We start from the raw sequence: 17,195 nt of genomic DNA, 5'->3' as shown, positions 1-17,195 counted from the left end.
ACGCAAAGGTTTTACTGCCGATCAAACACTTAACATCCTCCAAAACCTGTACGAAAATAAACTGGTTACCTACCCCCGTACCGGCAGCCGCTATATTGGCGATGACGTTTTTGCAGGCGTACCTGCACTGATTGAAAAGCTGGAACAACACCCTCTTTTTGGTAAACAAGCCATTGCACTGGGCACTGCCACATTAAATAAACGCAGTGTTAATGCCAAGAAAGTAACGGATCACCATGCCGTACTTACAACAGGCGAAACACCGCATCAACTTTCGGCCGATCAGCAGGCTATTTATGATATGGTGGCCGGCCGGATGCTTGAAGCTTTTCACCAGGACTGTATCAAGGAGGTCACCAAAATTGTGGTGCAATCAGGCGCCAAATTTAACGCCAGCGGAACAGTGATCCACACCGCCGGATGGCGCGCCGTTTTCAATGATAAGGAAGACGATAAAAAAGACGAAGAGAACGCCACCCTACCAAAAGTTGTTCAGGGCGAAAATCTCCCAATAACAGCCAAAGCGTTGCTCGAAAAGCAAACCAAACCACGACCCTTGTATAACGAAGCAACATTGCTTAAAGCGTTAGAAACAGCCGGTAAGGAAATTGATGATGAAGAGCTACGCTATGCCATGAAAGACAGCGGCCTCGGCACCCCGGCAACACGAGCTGCCATCATTGAAACCCTGCTTAAACGCAATTACATTATCAGGGAAAAGAAAAATCTGGTACCTACTCCTACCGGTATCGCCGTTTACGAAGTAGTAAAAAATCAACAAATAGCCCAGGCTGAACTTACCGGAACATGGGAAAAACGCCTCGAAGAGATCCGTTCAGGTGCCTCGGTGACTGATTTCCAAAACGAGATCAAAACCTATACCCGTGCTATTACTACCGAGCTGCTGGCTCAGGGTAAATCATTAAAAATACCAGCTGTGGCAACAACAGGGGTTAAAGTGAGCGCTTAAGGAACCTAATTAAACCATGTCATTGCGAGGAGCGAAACGGAAATGAGCAGAGGCGCGACGTGGCAATCGCTTGCTATACAGGGCGACTATGCTTCCGTGCGATTGCTTCGTACCTCGCAATGACATGGTTTTTAATTGATAAACAATTTCTACAACCCTTTAATCGTATTCCAATCAACAACGCCAACCTTTTCAGCCCAGGCAAGATACTCCGCTTCAAGCGCTTTTACTTTATCGGGATACTTAGCAGCAAGGTTGTTTATTTCAGAGCGATCAGCTTCCAGATCATATAATTCCCAGGGCTCGCCAATTTCGGCAACCAATTTCCATTGGCCTTTTCTTATGGCCCGGCTGCCTTCATGCTCCCAAAACAAAGTTTTATTACCGGTATACGATTTCCTTTTAAAGGCATCGAGCAAACTGATACCGGCCAACGGTGTTAATTGCCTGTTTTTAAATTGAGTTGGATAACTAATACCTGCGATATCAAGACAAGTAGGCATCAGATCGATCAAATGCCCCGGACTGTTATTGCTGCTTCCGGCTTTGATATGTCCCGGATACCAGGCAATAAGTGGTGTTGCAATACCGCCTTCGTGCGTATTACGTTTAAACAGCTTAAACGGCGTATTGCTTAGGTTTGCCCATGGAATCTCATAGCTATCAATTGAGTTTACAGATCCGGGAGTTCCGTTCTTTTGTATTACTGTTGGCAGGCTCTTCACTTCATCGGCGCTACCGCCATTGTCTGATGCAAACAGGATGATGGTATTTTTATCCTTTCCTAACTGTTTCAGTTTCGCTATAATCTCACCTATGCAAGCATCCATCCGGTAAACCATGGCGGCATAAATAGCCATACGTGTATCCCATTTATCCTTTTCTTCGGGAGAAAGCGATTCCCATGCCGGTGCACGTCTATCCCGTGCCGATAGCTGCCATTCTTTTTTAATGATACCGGTAGCCAGCTGTTTTTCATAGCGCTGTTTACGCAACGCATCCCAGCCTTTAAGGTATTGGCCTTTAAACTTTGCGATATCCTCAGGTAGGGCCTGAATGGGCCAGTGCGGGGCGTTATAAGCCACATACATAAAGAAAGGCTTTTGCTGACCTTTGATCTCATCTAATGATTTTACAGCGAAATCAGTAATGGCCTGCGTCAAATATTTTGAAGTATCGCTGCGGGTGATCTCATTATCGTTGAGCATAAAGGTGATCTTGCTGCCATCATTATATAAGGGAGCCGAATTAAAATAGCTGCTGCCATTATTCAGCATGGTAAAAGACTGATCAAACCCTCGGTTATAGGCCAGAGCAGATTTTTGCAAGCCAACATGCCATTTGCCGGATACAATGGTATTATAACCGGCCTCATCTTTCAGTAACTCGGCAATAGTAGCGCTGTGTTCATTCAAATATCCCTGGTATGCAGGCGATCCTTTATATTTTACCATATCACCAACACCGGCCTGGTGCGGGTACAGTCCGGTTAGCAATGCCGCACGCGAGGGGCAGCATCTGCCGGCATTGTAAAACTGTGTCATCTTCAGGCCCTCACGGGCAAGCCTATCGATATTGGGTGTGTTGATCTCGGAGCCAAAGGAACCGATATCAGAAAAGCCCATATCGTCGGCTAAAATGATGACGATATTGGGCTTTTGTTTAGGGGCCTGCGCTAATGCAGGCCTCATGTTAAATATAGCGATGAGTAAGTAGCAGATATTTTTTAGCATGGCTGTGATTTATTTACCACTTGCAGCCAAACCGGTTTTGGCCTGTTCGGCAACAGCCTCAACTTGTGCGGTCGACGAAAAGCCCTGCTTTTTCCAAACTTCTTTGCCGTTTTTATACAGCACCAGCGTTGGCAGCACATTAACTTTTAACTCTTTAGCTAAGTTGGTATTATCATAAACCTCAATGCTAATCACCTTAGGCGTAAAGGCAGAATTTGCTTTGAGCGAATCAAGTACCGGTACTAATTTTTTGCAGGCCCCGCAATACCTCGACCCAAAATCAACCAACACCAATGATGATGAAGCGGCCAGCTCATTAAACTGAGCTTTCGACAAGGAAACGCCCTTTTTGGTAGTAGAAATAATCGGATAACCCGAACCGATCCAGTTAGCTAAACCGCCGGGCAGTTCCTCCACATTTGTAAACCCTTTAGCACGTAACTCGCGTGAAAGCACTGTACTGCGGCCGTTAGCTATCGAGTACACAAAGGTTGGTTTATTCTTATCCAAACCATCCAGCTTTTGCTGATAATCTGTTGCTTTGGCATCAACGTTTACAGCGCCTTTAATATGGTTCTGAACAAATTCCTCTGCCGAACGGGCATCCAGGATCTGCGGCTCTTTTGCCTGTTTCAGTTTAGCCGCAAAAGCTTCGAGCGATAATAAAGCAGGTGATTGTGCTTTCACTTCGCCGGTGAAAACTACCAGCAGTGCCAGTAATACAATTTTTAAGTTTTTCATGATTAATTGTTGTTTTCGAGTTTATGGATCCTTTTGTTGTTGATGTCGTCCCTGTCAATAAATGGATAGATGTGGTTCTTTTTAGCCTCAGCATCAAACAGGTCTTTCAGTTCTTTTAACTTTTCAGGGTATTTTTTAGCAAGGTCAACACGCTCGTTAAAATCCTCGTTCAAGTTATAGAGCTTCCAAACATCCTTATCATAATTACGCTCAGGGATGGTCTTCTCTTTCGGGAAGTTCAACAGGTCCACATTATCTGGGCGGTGTGCCGCTTCGGCCTTCCAGCCATCTTTGTAAATAGACCTTGAAGTGAAAATGTAATAGTACTGCTGCGTATGCAGTGATTTCGCCTGTGCATTGTTAAACGAGCTGAACAGCGATTTACCCTGCAAAGTATCCTGTTTAATGCCTTTAACATACTCCGGCAGTTTTAAGCCTGCCGCCTCAATAGTGGTTGGGAAAATATCCGAAACATGGCTGTATTGTGTACGGATACCACCTTTTTCGGTGATCAGTTTTGGATAATAAACAATAAGCGGGTTGTGGGTCCCCCCTTCGGCATCAGCGTCCGATTTCCAGTACTTAAATGGTGTATTTGCTGCCTGTGCCCATCCTAACGGGTAGTTAGTTGAAGCTTCGGGCGTGCCGATGGTTTCGTAATCACTTTCATTCTTTTTGATGTAATCGGCTTCAAGTGTGGTTGCTGCCGAGTTTTTTGGATTGATAACACCGTGCACAGTTCCTTCCTTGCTGGCACCATTATCCCCTATCATCACAAAAACCAATGTATTATCAAACTGGCCCGAAGCTTTCAGATAACTGATCACGCGGCCCACCTGGTGGTCGATGTAGGTTAGATAACCTGCATAAACTTCCATGAAACGGGCGTATAGTTTCTTCTGATCGGCTGGCAGGCTGTTCCAGGCCTTGATCCGTTCATTACGCTCGGGCAATTTGGCATAAGCAGGGATATAGCCGGCCTTTTTCTGGTTTTCAAATACTTTTTCACGGTATACATCCCAGCCCTCATCAAACTTGCCTTTGTACAGGTCGCTCCATTCGTGGCTTACCTGGTGAGGTGCGTGGGTAGCTCCCGGTGCATAGTATAAAAAGAAAGGCTGATCGGGTGCCGCCTTATGTGCCGCATCAATATAAGCTATAGCTTTATCGGTGATCTGCTCATTCAGGTTACGGCCATCGGGTTTAATATGGAAATTATCTTCAACTAAATGCGGCGGGTTATACTGATCGGTAGCCGATTCCAGGAATCCGAAGTGATGATCAAAACCCTTACCGGTAGGCCAGCGATCAAACGGACCAACGGCAGTGGTATCCTCATCAGGTGTTACTCCCCATTTTCCAACGGCAAAAGTACTGTAGCCATTAGCACGTAAAGCTTCGGCAATGGTTCCTTTGTCCGGTGGGATCCGACCATCATAGCCAGGGAAACCGGCAGCAGTTGAGGCATGGGCAAAATTACCCATGTGTACATAATGATGGTTGCGCCCCGTAAGCAGCGACGAACGTGTAGGTGCGCAAATGCCAGCGGTATGGAAATTAGTATAGCGCAAACCGTTGTTAGCCAGCGTGTCAAAATTTGGTGTGCTGATGAGGCCGCCAAAAGTTCCCGATGCGCCGAAGCCTACGTCATCAAGTAAGATCCAAACTACGTTAGGAGCACCTTTGGGGGCTTTGAGTGGTTTGTTCCACCACTCTTTTGATTCAGCAAGTGTTTTGCCTTCCACACCCTTGTAATTGGCGGGATCGATGGGCGCTATATTAGCGGGCGTCACCTTAACCTGCGGCAATTGCGCAAAGGCAGGCACACTGAACGCTACGGCTATTGCCGATAAGGCGACAATTCGTTGATAAGCGTATTTCATAATGAAAATGGTTTATTGGTTACTTTTTATAGTTTTTATGGATGCGCTGGTGATAAACATCATACCAGTCGATAAAAGGATACAGGTGGTTCTTTTGTGCTTGCGCTTCAAAAACAGCCTTCAGCTCCTTTAACTTCTCAGGATATTTTTTGGCGAGATCAATGCGTTCATTGAAATCCTCGTTCAGGTTGTATAGTTCCCAGGTATCCTCATCAAAGCTTTTATCTGGTACGTTCTGCCCAACTTTAAAATCGCCCAGTTCTACGTTATCCGGATGATGTGCGGCTTCGGCCTTCCAGCCATCACTATAAATCGATCTCGAACCAAAAATGTAATAGTGCTGCAAAACATGTTTTGATTTTGCTTCTGGGTGATCAAATGAATACACCAATGAAGTACCCTGCAAAGTATCCTGTTTAATGCCACGGATATATTCAGGCAGCTTAATACCAGTGTATTCGAGCGTGGTAGGCAGCACGTCAATCACGTGACCATATTGGGTGCGGATGGTGCCTTTGTCCTTAATACCTTTAGGATAATAAACGATCAGCGGGTTACGTGTACCGCCTTCCGAGTTAGCATCCTGTTTCCAGTATTTGAATGGTGTATTGGCCGCCTGTGCCCAACCCAGTGGGTAGTTGGTGCTGGCCTGCGGCGTACCGATATCGTCAATATCCTCGATATTGGTTTTCAGAAAAGCTTCTTCGGTAGCCAGTTTGGGCGAGTTCTTTTTAGGATTGATAACACCGTGAACCGTACCTTCTTTACTTGCACCGTTATCACCAATGATCACAAACACCAGCGTATTATCCAGCTGACCGCTTTGCTTCAGGTGATTGATGAGCCTGCCAACTTCATGATCGGTATAGGTCAAATATCCTGCGTAAACCTCCATGAAACGGGCATACAACTTCTTCTCGGCATCAGGCAATGATTTCCATGCCGGAATGCGTGTATTGCGCTCAGGCAATTTGGCGTAGCTTGGTATAATGCCCAATTGCTTTTGCCTCGCGATCACCTTCTCCCTGAAATCGTCCCAGCCGCTGTCAAACTGGCCTTTGTACAGGTCGCTCCACTCCTTTGCCACCTGGTGAGGAGAGTGTGTAGCGCCTGGCGCATAGTATAAAAAGAATGGTTTATCAGGTGCCACTTTGTGCTGGCGGGTTAAATAAAATATCGCCTTGTCCGTGATCTGATCGGTGAGGTGACGGCCATCCGGGGTTACGTGGGCGTTGTCCTCCACCAGGTCGGGTTTGTACTGATCGGTAGCCGAACCTAAAAAACCGAAGAAATGATCAAAGCCTTTGCCTGTAGGCCAACGGTCAAACGGACCGGCATCGGTAGCGTCCTCATCCGGTGTTAACCCATATTTGCCTACAGCAAAGGTATTGTAACCATTTTCACGCAGGATCTCGGCAATAGTACCTTTATCTGAAGGGATGCGCCCATCATAACCCGGAAAACCGGCCGACATAGTTACATGCGAAAATCCGCCTTCATGAACGTAATGGTGATTACGCCCGGTTAATAAAGCCGATCGCGTTGGCGCGCAGATGCCTGCCGTGTGGAAATTGGTGTAACGCAGACCGTTATTGGCCAGCGTATCAAAATTGGGGGTTTTGATGATGCCGCCAAAGGTGCTTGTAGCGCCAAAGCCAACATCATCTAAAATGATCCACAATACGTTTGGCGCGCCGGCGGGCGCTTTATGAGGCTCGGGCCACCACTCCTTCGAATCATCAAGCGTTTTTCCCACCGTACCGCCAAATGCCGGTGATTGTCCGTTTTGCGCTTTGGCTGTAAATGCTGCGAGCAAGCCAAGCGACAGGAACAATGTTATTTTTTTTGTTTTCATCTGCATGTAGGTTTATTCGGCATAGCTGGAGCGGAACTTTACGCCCCAGCGACCGTTTTCTTTGGTTAATATGTATAGTGATTCATAATGCCCGATAAGGCTGCCATCAGCCCGGAAGCGTGAAAAGCGGGTATCAACGTGTACTTTATCGGCCGATGCCTGTACAATATTTCGATGGTCCCACTGGCTGTGGTCCCACCCTGCTTTTTGCAGCTCGCCAAATACTTTAACAGAATCACGCAAACCGGCCTTCTCCAGTACCGACATTTTGCCGCCAGCCAATCTGTAATGCGGAAACTGGTAGGTATCCTCCCATCCCTTAAGGTCTTTGGCATTAAAGGTGGCCATGTATTCGTCAAGCACCTGAAAAACAGCAGCACTTACCCGAGGGTCTATGCCGTGTGAGCCGCTTTCGATAGGCGCACTTTGTGCTGATACCCTGCCAGCGAGCCCGGCCAGGATGAGTAGGAACATTGTTATCTTTTTCATAGATATTGCTTTTAAAATTCTTTGCTCCCCTATTGAGAGGGCGCGAAGGACAGAGCGTTGGCAGGGGTGTGTTGTACGAGCGATAAGTCGCCTATAGAGTAACACACCCCTCCACCCCTCTCAAGAGGGGAATCGCGCAGGCCATTGCCCGCATCGCTCAGTTCATCAGCTTCTATTGCCATCCAGGGTTTTGAGTAAGCTTACCATTACTATTATCAATTTCCTGCTGTGGTATCGGGAACAGATAGAATTTACCTGCTGCGCCTTTGCTTACATTGGTTTTGCCAACTTTGAGCAGGCTTACCTCCAATATGCCATTCCCGGATGCATCCCGTTCACGGATCAGATCAAACCAGCGCTGGTATTCAAATACAAACTCCAGCCTCCGTTCCAAATAAACTGCAGTACGAAAGGATGCCTGGTCAAGCCCGGAAAGATCATCAAGCCCTGCACGTTTCCTTACTCGGTTGATGGATGTATAAGCTTTGACTGTTGGCCCGTTCAGTTCATTCTCGGCTTCTGCATGGATCAACAATACATCCGAGAAACGAATGATAGATACATTAGCACCTGATTCTGATTCGTTAGCGACAACACTTGGATCAAAGTATTTATTAAAGAAAGGGATCGAATCGTTAGCGATGGTCGCGTCATTCAGCTTACCATACCACAGATTAGTTGTAGGGCTTTGAAAGCGGGTTACAAAACTTACACGTTTGCGTTTATCGTTAGCCGGATATAGTTTATAAATACTGAAAAACTTATCTACGCCGTTGGGTTTGGTAGCATCAGGTACCGAGTAAAACACAACCTGATCGGCGTAGCTGCCCACTATACCGGGTATACCGTTCAATATTGATCGCGGAGCCTGGTTATTACCTTGCCCCTGCGAGTTTGATTTAAACTGTGCCGAAAAAATGTGCTCCTTACCGTTTTTACTTGCAGGCAAAAATACATCGGCATAGTTAGTAGCCAGGTCATATCCGTACGGGCCATTGATCACAGTTTCGGCCTGGGTTACAGCTTTATCCCATTTACGCTCGGTAAGATAAACCTTAGCCAATAACGAATTTGCTGCACCGGCGGTAGCCCTGCCAACATCAGCGCCTGTATAACTGTTTGGCAAATCGGCAGCAGCACTGGTCAAATCAGTTTCAATTTGCGCATAAACTGTAGCGGCAGCGGTACGCGGCAACTGCAGATCGGATAGGTTAATAGAAGTTTGATCATGCAGTACCAAAGGCACATCGCCATAAAGCCTTACCAGGTTAAAGTAATACAATGCCCTTAAAAACTTGGACTCAGCCACCAGCCGTTTATTCAGCGTGGCATCAAATTTTATATCTGGGATGGTATCGATAGCAATATTAGCCTTTTTAATTGCCGCGTAATGTTGCTGCCAGATCTGCAAAATGCGCAGGCCTGATGCCGAATGCCCCAATACCGACTGTGAACGAACGTCGGCGTTGGTAGCGCCTGGCCCCGGGCCTTCATCGTCGCCCATAAAATTCATACCCGTGTTAAAAAGGGTATTATAAGGTGTTTGAACTGTATTGGCGCCGCCATTCAGCAATGAATAAACAGCAGTAACAGCAGCAACGGCATCGGCCTGGGTTTTGTAAAACTGGCTTGCCGGGATAAATGACCGAGGGTCTTCCTTGAGCTTGGCGCACGATGCGGCACCAAGGGCAGCCAGTATAATGAAGTATTTAATATTTTTTGTTTTCATGTTAAAAAAATCAAAGGTTATCGGCTATAGGGTTATACCTATACCCACAATAAATGATTTGTTGTTAGGATACGCCCCGTTATCTACTCCCGATGTAATTGCCGATTGCTCGTTGCTGCTCACCTCCGGATCGTAACCGGTATACTTGGTCCAGGTAGCCAGGTTTTGCGCATTAGCGTAGATCCTGATCTTCTTGATAGGCGACCTTGAAAGTACCGATTGCGGGAAGGTATAACCTAAGCTGAGGCTTTTAAGGCGCAGGTATGAGCCGTTCTCAACAAATCTATCGGATATAGTTGCAGCCGGATCCTGGTATGCGCTGTGAACATCGGTATTGGTGTTTGTTGGTGTATAGCGGTTAAGCAAAGTGGTTGTAGCATTGGTATAACCGGTACCCAGCTCTAACACAGCCCTTTGCTGATTGTAAATTTTATTGCCGTATGATCCCTGTAAGAACACACTTAAATCGACACCCTTGAACGAAAACGTATTGGTAATACCACCGGTAAATTTAGGCTGCGAATTGCCAAGGATCACCCTATCGGCTACCTGTGTTATTTTGCCATCACCATTGATATCCTGGTAGTTTTGAGCACCTGGTTGCGTATTAGCTGCCGGTGTAAGTACCGGGCCACCCGGCTGGATCAACCCATTGGTTTTATACCCGATGAATGAACCTATAGGCTCGCCAACTTTAATGATGGATGGCAGTGATGAGTCAGGAATGAACTGATTAACCCCGTTACCGCCAAGGCTCAACACTTTGTTCCTGTTAACTGCAAACACCAGATTCGTATTCCAAACAAAGCCACCGGTCAGGTTGCGTGAGCTTATGCCAAGCTCGAAACCTTTGTTCTGTACCGAACCCACGTTTTCATACTGTTGCGGGTTGGTAATGGCGGTATTGGTAATGATAGTTAAACCGCTTGTAGCAGGCAATGGCAGGTAAAGTAGCAGGTTGGTGGTTTTTTTGTAATAGATATCGGCCGTTACGCTGATCCTGTCTTTAAACAAACTAAGGTCGAAACCAAAATCATACTGACTGGTTTTTTCCCAGGTTAGGTTTGGATTGTACAGACTGTTCGGCGCAAAACCTGCGACTGTAGAGTTACCGAAATTATAACGATAGTAACCCAATTGTGAATAGGATTGATAAGCAGGAATATCGCTGTTACCGGTTTGGCCAGCACTAAAGCGTAACTTTAACTGGCTGATAGCGGTAACATTTTTCAGAAAGTCCTCACTTGATGCATTCCATGCTACTGCGGCAGAAGGGAACGATGCCCACTGATGGCCGGGAGCAAATTTTGACGAACCATCGGCACGAAGTGTCAAGGTCAACAGATATTTGCTGTTGAAACCATAGTTAATACGCCCGAGGTACGATTTTAACGCCCAGATATTTGACGATGTAGATGGTGCTATAGCAAAACCACTTCCTGATACGGAGGTAACACTACCTGAGCCAAGATTATTGAAAGTATCATAATCACTCACAAAACCTGATGCCCCATTGATAGAACCCTCGGCTTTAAATTGCTGCTGGGTAAAACCCGCTAATACGTTCAGTGAATGCTTGCCAAATTTTTTGTTGTAGGTAAGCGTATTCTCATTAAGCCAGTTGAAGGAGTTCAGCGTGCCAACTTCACCAAGTCCAGAGTAGCCCGAGCCTTCATAAACAGTAGAAGGCAGATACCGGTTTTGTTTATTGTCGATAATATCAATACCGGCCAATACCCTTGCAGTAAGATTTTCGGTGATCTTGTAATCGCCTGCTATATTGCCCAAAACGCGACTTGTAGTGGTGGTGTTGGTTTGATTATACAGCGTATTGATCGGGTTGCCGTAGGTACCCTCAAATACGTTTTTGATAAAAAACGATCCATCGGCATTATAAACAGGCGTAGTCGGTGTCATCAACAAAATGGCCGGAACAACACCCGCCGGCGCTATCTGCGCGTTGGTGCGGCTACCAGTGATGTACGACGAGATCTTGAATTTATCATTATAATCGTGCTCTACGTTTACACGGCCTGCATAACGCTCAAAATTGGTATTTTGCAGTATCCCGTCCTGTTTAAAGTAATTACCTGAAAAAGCAAGCCTGGTACGTTCGGTACCTGAAAATATTGAGAGACTATGATTTTGCGAGTTTGCTTTACGGAAAGCTGCACCCTGCCAGTCGGTGTTGGCATTGTAGGGATTAAGTTGAGCTTCGGTTTGGGCGGTTTTACCTGTGTTCACCAAAGCATCATTACGCAAAGCTTCCCATTGCGGGGTATTGAGCAGGGATAAAGTTTTGATCACTTCCTGCCTGCCGAAGCTACCATCGTAATTAATAGAAGATACACCGGCTTTACCCTTTTTAGTGGTGATGATGATAACACCATTTGCACCGCGTGTACCGTAAATAGCTGTGGCCGAAGCATCTTTTAAAACCTCGATGCTTTCAATGTCAGAGGTATTGATAGAGGCCAGCGGATTGATCTTAGGACCGTTAGCTACGCCTGCATCAGTCAATGAGTTGCTGTTTGAAGTGGGAAAACCATCTATTACATACAATGGTTCGGCAACGGCATTGATAGAGTTTACGCCGCGTACCTGTACGGTTACACCTGCGCCCGGTTGCCCGGTGGCCTGCGTTACCTGGATACCCGAAACTGAGCCCTGCAAAGCCCTATCGAGAGAGGGAACAGGTTGTTTTAAAGCCAGTGCTGGGACTGAAGCTACCGAACCGGTGATATCCTTACGTTTTTGCGTACCATAACCCACTACAACCACTTGGTTTAACTGGGTTTGGGCATCTTTAAGTTTAATTTCAACGGGGCTGCCATCGGCAATAAACTCCTTTTTTTCGTAACCTGTAAAGGTTATGATAAGCTTATAAGGAAATTTTTGACCGGTTATAAAGCTGAATTTACCTTCAATATCTGTTGAGACCACGTGCGTGGTTCCCTGGATCTTAACAACAGCGCCGGGCAATGGCTCGCGGGTTGCGCTATCTATTACACGACCAACCAAATGCGAATTGATGAGGGGTTGGGTTTGCTGCGCGTTGGTTAACAACGGAAACCCGATAAGCAGCAGGAATGGGATTAACAGCAGTTTTTTCATGTCGACAGGTTTTTAAAAGATGAAAAACCTGACAATTGATCAGCTACCGCATTGAACGGACTGTGTAATTGCTGCGGATGAAAAGCATCCCCAATAATTTGCAACGTAAAAACAGTTGCGTGCAGCGGAAAAGGCAACGCATAGCCAATCCCTGCATTTGCAATATTTTGCATAAATTTGGATAATTAAAATGACTCAATTGAAACAGGCTCAACGCCAATCGATCCCTGTTTCGTTGTTTTAATGATTTGGGGAAAAGCTTTGCTTTTCCCTTATTTGAATTGTGTAATTGTTTACTTTTTCATGTTCCTTTCCGGTTATACCTGTCAAAACAGGCAGATCAATTGTTTATTTTTTAGGGGTATAATATTAATTGCTAACACAACGAAAACCGAGGTGTTCCATGCCGCTATCTTCGGTAGTTTTCATCCGCCGCGATACGCGGTAGCCGGAACAATAGCTGTCGTTACATAGAAATGAACCGCCCCGTACAACCCTCTTTATGGCATAAGGTTCGTCCGGATCATATGATTTTGAAGCACCTTTTGGATTTTTAACTCCCGCCGGATTGTTCAGCGTTTTGTAATAGTTGTTATTGTACAGATCGGCACACCATTCCCATACATTGCCAGCCATATCATACAGGCCATAACCGTTTGGTGCAAATGAGCTAACCGGTGCTAAGTAATAATAATGATCACGCTGCGTGTTTTTATAGGGGAAACTCCCCTCCCAGGTATTGGCCTTGGGCTGTCCTTCGTTCACTTTTTCGTTACCCCATGGGTAAATTTTGTCTTCAAGTCCGCCCCTGGCCGCACGCTCCCATTCGGCTTCGGTTGGTAAACGTTTACCGGCCCATTTACTGTAAGCCACAGCATCGAACCATGAAACCTGCACCACCGGGTAATTGCCTTTACCTTTAATATCGCTGCCCGGCCCGTGTGGGTGTTTCCAGTTAGCACCTGTTTTCCACTCCCACCATTGGCTGTAATCGTTGAGATTAACCGGTTTATTAGCCGGTACAAATACCAGCGATGCAGCTACCAGTAAACTATCGGCAGGTTTTTCGGTGCCTGGCGGCATTTGTTTTTTGAGCTCGTTCCAATCGGGCTTGCGTTCGGCAGTAGTGATATAACCTGTTGCTTTAACAAACTTTTCAAACTGAGCGTTGGTCACTTCTGTTTTATCAATCCAGAAACCATCAACAGTTACATCATGTTTAGGATATTCATCCGGTTCGGCCTGCTGATTATCGGCCCCCATCCTAAAAGATCCGGCCGGCACCCAAGCCATCCCCGCATGGCTGGCCTGGGTATTATTGCCGGTATCGGGCAGGGAAAGCGCCGCACCGCTTAGCCCTGCTGTTTTAAACCTGCCGGGAATATTTGATTCGCAGCAAACCTTCTTTTTAGTATCGGGAACCCTGGCTACCGCAATAATCGCCTTTGGTTTCTCCGGCTGCCTGCATGAAGCAAGCCACGCTACACTAAAAAGTATAAGTACAATTTTGTTCATTATGCTTTAACAGGTTGTAATTGAAATGCTGCATCAACTTGTTCAACAACAGGCTCTTCTACTTTATCCGGACGGTACAGTTGATGAGGTTGCAATGGAACATCATCTTTAATCATCGGGCCATCGGCAGCAAGCTCACTTCCGGGTACTTTTGATTTAAATATTGGCCAGGCTAATTGCGCGTACCATTGGTCACCTTCATAATGTGATATGCCATAAGCTTTAGGGTATTGGCGTGAAATATGCGCCGTTCCGAAAATTACGTCCCACCAAAAAAACATGTTACCAAAGTTGCCTTTGTAATAGCCTACTCCATCATCGGTAGTAGCTGCGTGGTGTGCGTGGTGCGTTGCAGGTGTTGATATGGTACGCTCCAATGCCCAGGCCAGCGGGTGTAATATTTTGTATTGGTAAAAAGGTTTGTCCCAGGGGATGCTTGAATGCGCCAGCGTGGTAATAGTTCCTTTAATGCCTTTTACCACTACAGCAGGGATGCCCAAACCAAGGTAAACCAAAGCCGTTGTTAAATAGGTTTGTGAAAAGAAAATAGTGTAAATGATATTTTGCCTGCTGGCCATAGCCATACCCATGTATGATGCTGAGTGATGCGTACGGTGAAAACGCCATAACCACGGCACCTGGTGGTGCAAACGGTGATACCAGTATTGAGTAAGGTCATCAGCTACAGCTATGATAATGAATCCCCAGAAAAACGGGACCCAGTCAAAAGTATTTTTTAATCCTGGCAATATAGCTGGCAACACTTTTAATCCATAATAAGCTACCAGTGGTTTTACCACCAGTTTAGGGATGGTAAAGCAGGCGATATCCACCCATTTTTCGTTCTTGTTCCAGCGTTTTTTGTACAGGCCGAACGAAAATTCCAATACACCAAGTACGAGCACCAAAACGGAAAATCCGTAGCCGTTAAGGTTTTCTATTATTTGTTTTATCTGGTTAATCATTGTCTTGTGATTGAGGGTTTACACTTTTACTTTTTGGAGTGATTTGCTGTTTATGTTGCTGTTTCTTTTCCCATGGACGTTGGCCGGTAATGGCAAAAGTGCCGAACATGAGCACAATGGGCAGTATGTATAGCAGCAAACTCAGCAAAGCGTTTTTTGCTATCTGTACTTTAGTTGCTTGTTCTAATTTCATGATGGGCTGTTTTTTTGAGGTTGAACAATTTGTGCCGTTTTGGTTGCAGGGCCTTTTTCTAAAAGCTTACGGCCCAGCCACAGCCCGCCGAAAATGATGATAAAAGGTATCAGGGTTACAATAACGCCTACCAATACCTTTTTCCCGATGAGGGAAACGTCGTTAATGGTCATAATGAACTTATTAAGTGATTAACAATACAGGCAAGCACAGCAATCCGCACAAAGCTGCAACGCCCGGTAAATAATGTAATGAATTGAAAAATTTGGATACAGTACAATCAGTGCACAATCATAGAGAAGGGATCAACCCTTGTTATGCAGCCTTAACAGCAGCAACAAGAATAACAACAAGAAGTAAAAGCAGCAGCAGTTAACTGATAATTAGCAAGGCCGTATTTAGGTAAAAGTTCGGGTTGCATGGTGGGTGCTTTTAAGTGATTTGATTATTGTGATTAATTTTCTGAGGCAAATGTAAAAAAAGATTTGATAAATACTACTAATTCTATAGAAATTATATAAGTAAATTCATTTTTTATATAATCAAGTGATTTTTACAACAAAACGGGGGTAAAAATGAAATAAATCGCTGTATTAGCCTTCCATTTTCATGTAGATGAAGATGATACGCGTCTAAACCCTTTTATAACGCAGTGCTTGTCTTTTCCCCTATTTTACTAATTTAGCCCCGCCTTATTTACAAAGTATCATGCGTAATAAACTCTTTACTATTTTATCAGTTGTGTTATTGTTTTCTGCCTGTAAAAAGGATGGCGGAAAAGCCCGGATCATTGTAAATGTAAAATCAAGTTCGGCAAAATCAAATGTTTACATTTCTATCTTGTCTGATCAGACCCGGATCTATCCCGGAAAAGATACCTTATCAGCAATAAGCGATGCCAACGGGCAGCTTAGCTTCTCTGTTATACCCGGCAAAATTTATTACCTGTACCACTACACGAGCGACAACCAGGTGATCGATCCAACAATTGCTTCGTTTATTAAAGTTGGTGTATTTACTTCACAGCAAGAGATCAATAACTGGCCGGTGCAGACTCCCCCGGCAACCGTAGGCGGTGATCATTACCAGGATGTTAACATGGATGGCGCCATCAATAAGGATGACAGGGTTTTAGCTGTAACTGCTCCGGCGGCGGGTAAAACGTTAAGTGTGGATTTTCCTTTGGTAACACGATAAATTTGATATCTCATTCACATAAAATCTTATATTCATACCATTATGGATATAACTACCCTTATTGTAATTACCATTATCGTTTTCATTACAGCATTTGCAGCGTTCAGGCTGTTTGATGTTAAAAAGAAAAGCAAGAAACTGGAGCTGGAACGATCGGCCAGGATCTTACCACTTTATAAAAAGGCGGAAAGCACCGCCGGCTTAACCGCCGAAGATGTATTGCCATTTGCGCAAAACCTGCTTACCCGTTATGATACCTTTTTGTATTTAAAAGAGCTTGGCGAACTGCACTTGTTTCCCGAAGAATACCATACACTTATTAAAGGAGCCGAAAGTTCACTGGCCCAATGGCTGGAGTTTCCTACCGAGCTGGATGCTTGTCCCGATGAAATAGAATACATTAAACGTGTTACCATTGATCTTAACGGGCGAGGCAACTTTATACATTACGAAGTATTTAAGTACCGGGTTAATCCGCCCCACTGGGCTACCGAATACGTATGGATCTTAGGCGTTGTAGGCTCGTTTTTTGACGATAGCAAACCTTATGATTTCCCGGCGGCTACATTTAGTAGGGTGAGCAGCACCGTAGATAAAGTTACGCCGCAGGATGAGGTTAGATGGGTGCATGAAAATATTGCGATGAGGAGGTAGTATGCCTGTTTTTTCATAGGGGCTCCAATGCCTGCCATCACGTCATTGCGAGTAACCATCAGGATTCTCCTGAAAAAAAATGAGATGACGTGCTCTGCGATGAGAAGTAAGATATTAGCGGAATAAACAGGGCAAATTACACACCCCGTATAACCCT

Annotated in this window: 15 protein-coding genes; 3 read left to right on the top strand and 12 right to left on the bottom strand. The window is 45.3% G+C overall.

Translation table 11 applies throughout. The features are described 5' to 3' along the window. A partial coding sequence (locus VF500_RS03025) for a DNA topoisomerase (protein ID WP_330858259.1) occupies positions 1-970 on the top strand: 970 nt, incomplete at its 5' end. Between the two features lie 149 nt (positions 971-1,119). On the opposite strand, the gene VF500_RS03020 is transcribed toward VF500_RS03025, so the two are convergent. The 12 genes from VF500_RS03020 to VF500_RS02965 all read right to left on the bottom strand — a co-directional run bounded on the left by VF500_RS03020 (position 1,120) and on the right by VF500_RS02965 (position 15,360). Beyond that, a complete protein-coding gene (locus tag VF500_RS03020; RefSeq protein ID WP_330858258.1) occupies positions 1,120-2,703 on the bottom strand; it encodes an arylsulfatase in 1,584 nt (527 codons plus the stop codon). A 9-nt stretch (positions 2,704-2,712) separates the two neighbouring features. Further along, positions 2,713-3,444 (bottom strand): thioredoxin domain-containing protein, encoded by a 732-nt coding sequence (locus VF500_RS03015; protein WP_330858257.1) that lies wholly within the window; start codon positions 3,442-3,444, stop codon positions 2,713-2,715. Positions 3,445-3,446: 2 nt separating this feature from the next. Continuing rightward, a complete protein-coding gene (locus VF500_RS03010) occupies positions 3,447-5,327 on the bottom strand; it encodes an arylsulfatase (protein ID WP_330858256.1) in 1,881 nt (626 codons plus the stop codon). 19 nt (positions 5,328-5,346) lie between these two features. Beyond that, positions 5,347-7,182 (bottom strand): arylsulfatase, encoded by a 1,836-nt coding sequence (locus VF500_RS03005; RefSeq protein ID WP_330858255.1) that lies wholly within the window; start codon positions 7,180-7,182, stop codon positions 5,347-5,349. A gap of 12 nt (positions 7,183-7,194) precedes the next feature. Then, positions 7,195-7,671, bottom strand: a complete 477-nt coding sequence (locus VF500_RS03000; protein WP_330858254.1) for a hypothetical protein — start codon at positions 7,669-7,671, stop codon at positions 7,195-7,197. 172 nt (positions 7,672-7,843) lie between these two features. Continuing rightward, complete coding sequence (locus VF500_RS02995) at positions 7,844-9,400, bottom strand: RagB/SusD family nutrient uptake outer membrane protein (RefSeq protein ID WP_330858253.1); 1,557 nt, start codon at positions 9,398-9,400, stop codon at positions 7,844-7,846. Positions 9,401-9,424: 24 nt separating this feature from the next. Continuing rightward, on the bottom strand, positions 9,425-12,514 hold the full coding sequence (locus tag VF500_RS02990; protein ID WP_330858252.1) for a TonB-dependent receptor: 3,090 nt from the start codon (positions 12,512-12,514) through the stop codon (positions 9,425-9,427). After that, positions 12,511-12,687, bottom strand: a complete 177-nt coding sequence (locus tag VF500_RS02985) for a hypothetical protein (RefSeq protein ID WP_330858251.1) — start codon at positions 12,685-12,687, stop codon at positions 12,511-12,513. The genes VF500_RS02990 and VF500_RS02985 overlap by 4 nt, the downstream gene beginning before the upstream one ends. 196 nt (positions 12,688-12,883) lie before the next feature. Next, a complete protein-coding gene (locus VF500_RS02980; protein WP_330858250.1) occupies positions 12,884-14,029 on the bottom strand; it encodes a formylglycine-generating enzyme family protein in 1,146 nt (381 codons plus the stop codon). After that, positions 14,029-14,994: a sterol desaturase family protein gene (locus VF500_RS02975; protein WP_330858249.1), complete on the bottom strand. Its 966-nt coding sequence runs from the start codon at positions 14,992-14,994 to the stop codon at positions 14,029-14,031. The genes VF500_RS02980 and VF500_RS02975 overlap by 1 nt, the downstream gene beginning before the upstream one ends. After that, positions 14,987-15,187 carry a hypothetical protein gene (locus VF500_RS02970; protein ID WP_330858248.1) on the bottom strand — a complete coding sequence of 67 codons (201 nt, stop codon included), beginning with the start codon at positions 15,185-15,187 and terminating at the stop codon, positions 14,987-14,989. The genes VF500_RS02975 and VF500_RS02970 overlap by 8 nt, the downstream gene beginning before the upstream one ends. Further along, complete coding sequence (locus VF500_RS02965) at positions 15,184-15,360, bottom strand: hypothetical protein (RefSeq protein ID WP_330858247.1); 177 nt, start codon at positions 15,358-15,360, stop codon at positions 15,184-15,186. Before VF500_RS02965 ends, VF500_RS02970 begins: the two co-directional genes overlap by 4 nt. A 535-nt stretch (positions 15,361-15,895) precedes the next feature. Here VF500_RS02965 and VF500_RS02960 point away from each other — a divergent pair. Together VF500_RS02960 and VF500_RS02955 are read left to right on the top strand one after the other, a co-directional pair. Beyond that, positions 15,896-16,384, top strand: coding sequence for a hypothetical protein (locus VF500_RS02960; RefSeq protein ID WP_330858246.1), 489 nt, complete (start codon positions 15,896-15,898; stop codon positions 16,382-16,384). A 42-nt stretch (positions 16,385-16,426) separates the two neighbouring features. Further along, positions 16,427-17,038, top strand: a complete 612-nt coding sequence (locus tag VF500_RS02955; protein WP_330858245.1) for a hypothetical protein — start codon at positions 16,427-16,429, stop codon at positions 17,036-17,038. The last annotated feature ends 157 nt before the right edge of the window (positions 17,039-17,195 follow it).

Source organism: Mucilaginibacter sp., assembly GCF_036383575.1.
GTDB lineage: Bacteria > Bacteroidota > Bacteroidia > Sphingobacteriales > Sphingobacteriaceae > Mucilaginibacter.
This window is presented reverse-complemented; position numbering and strand designations above follow the sequence as displayed.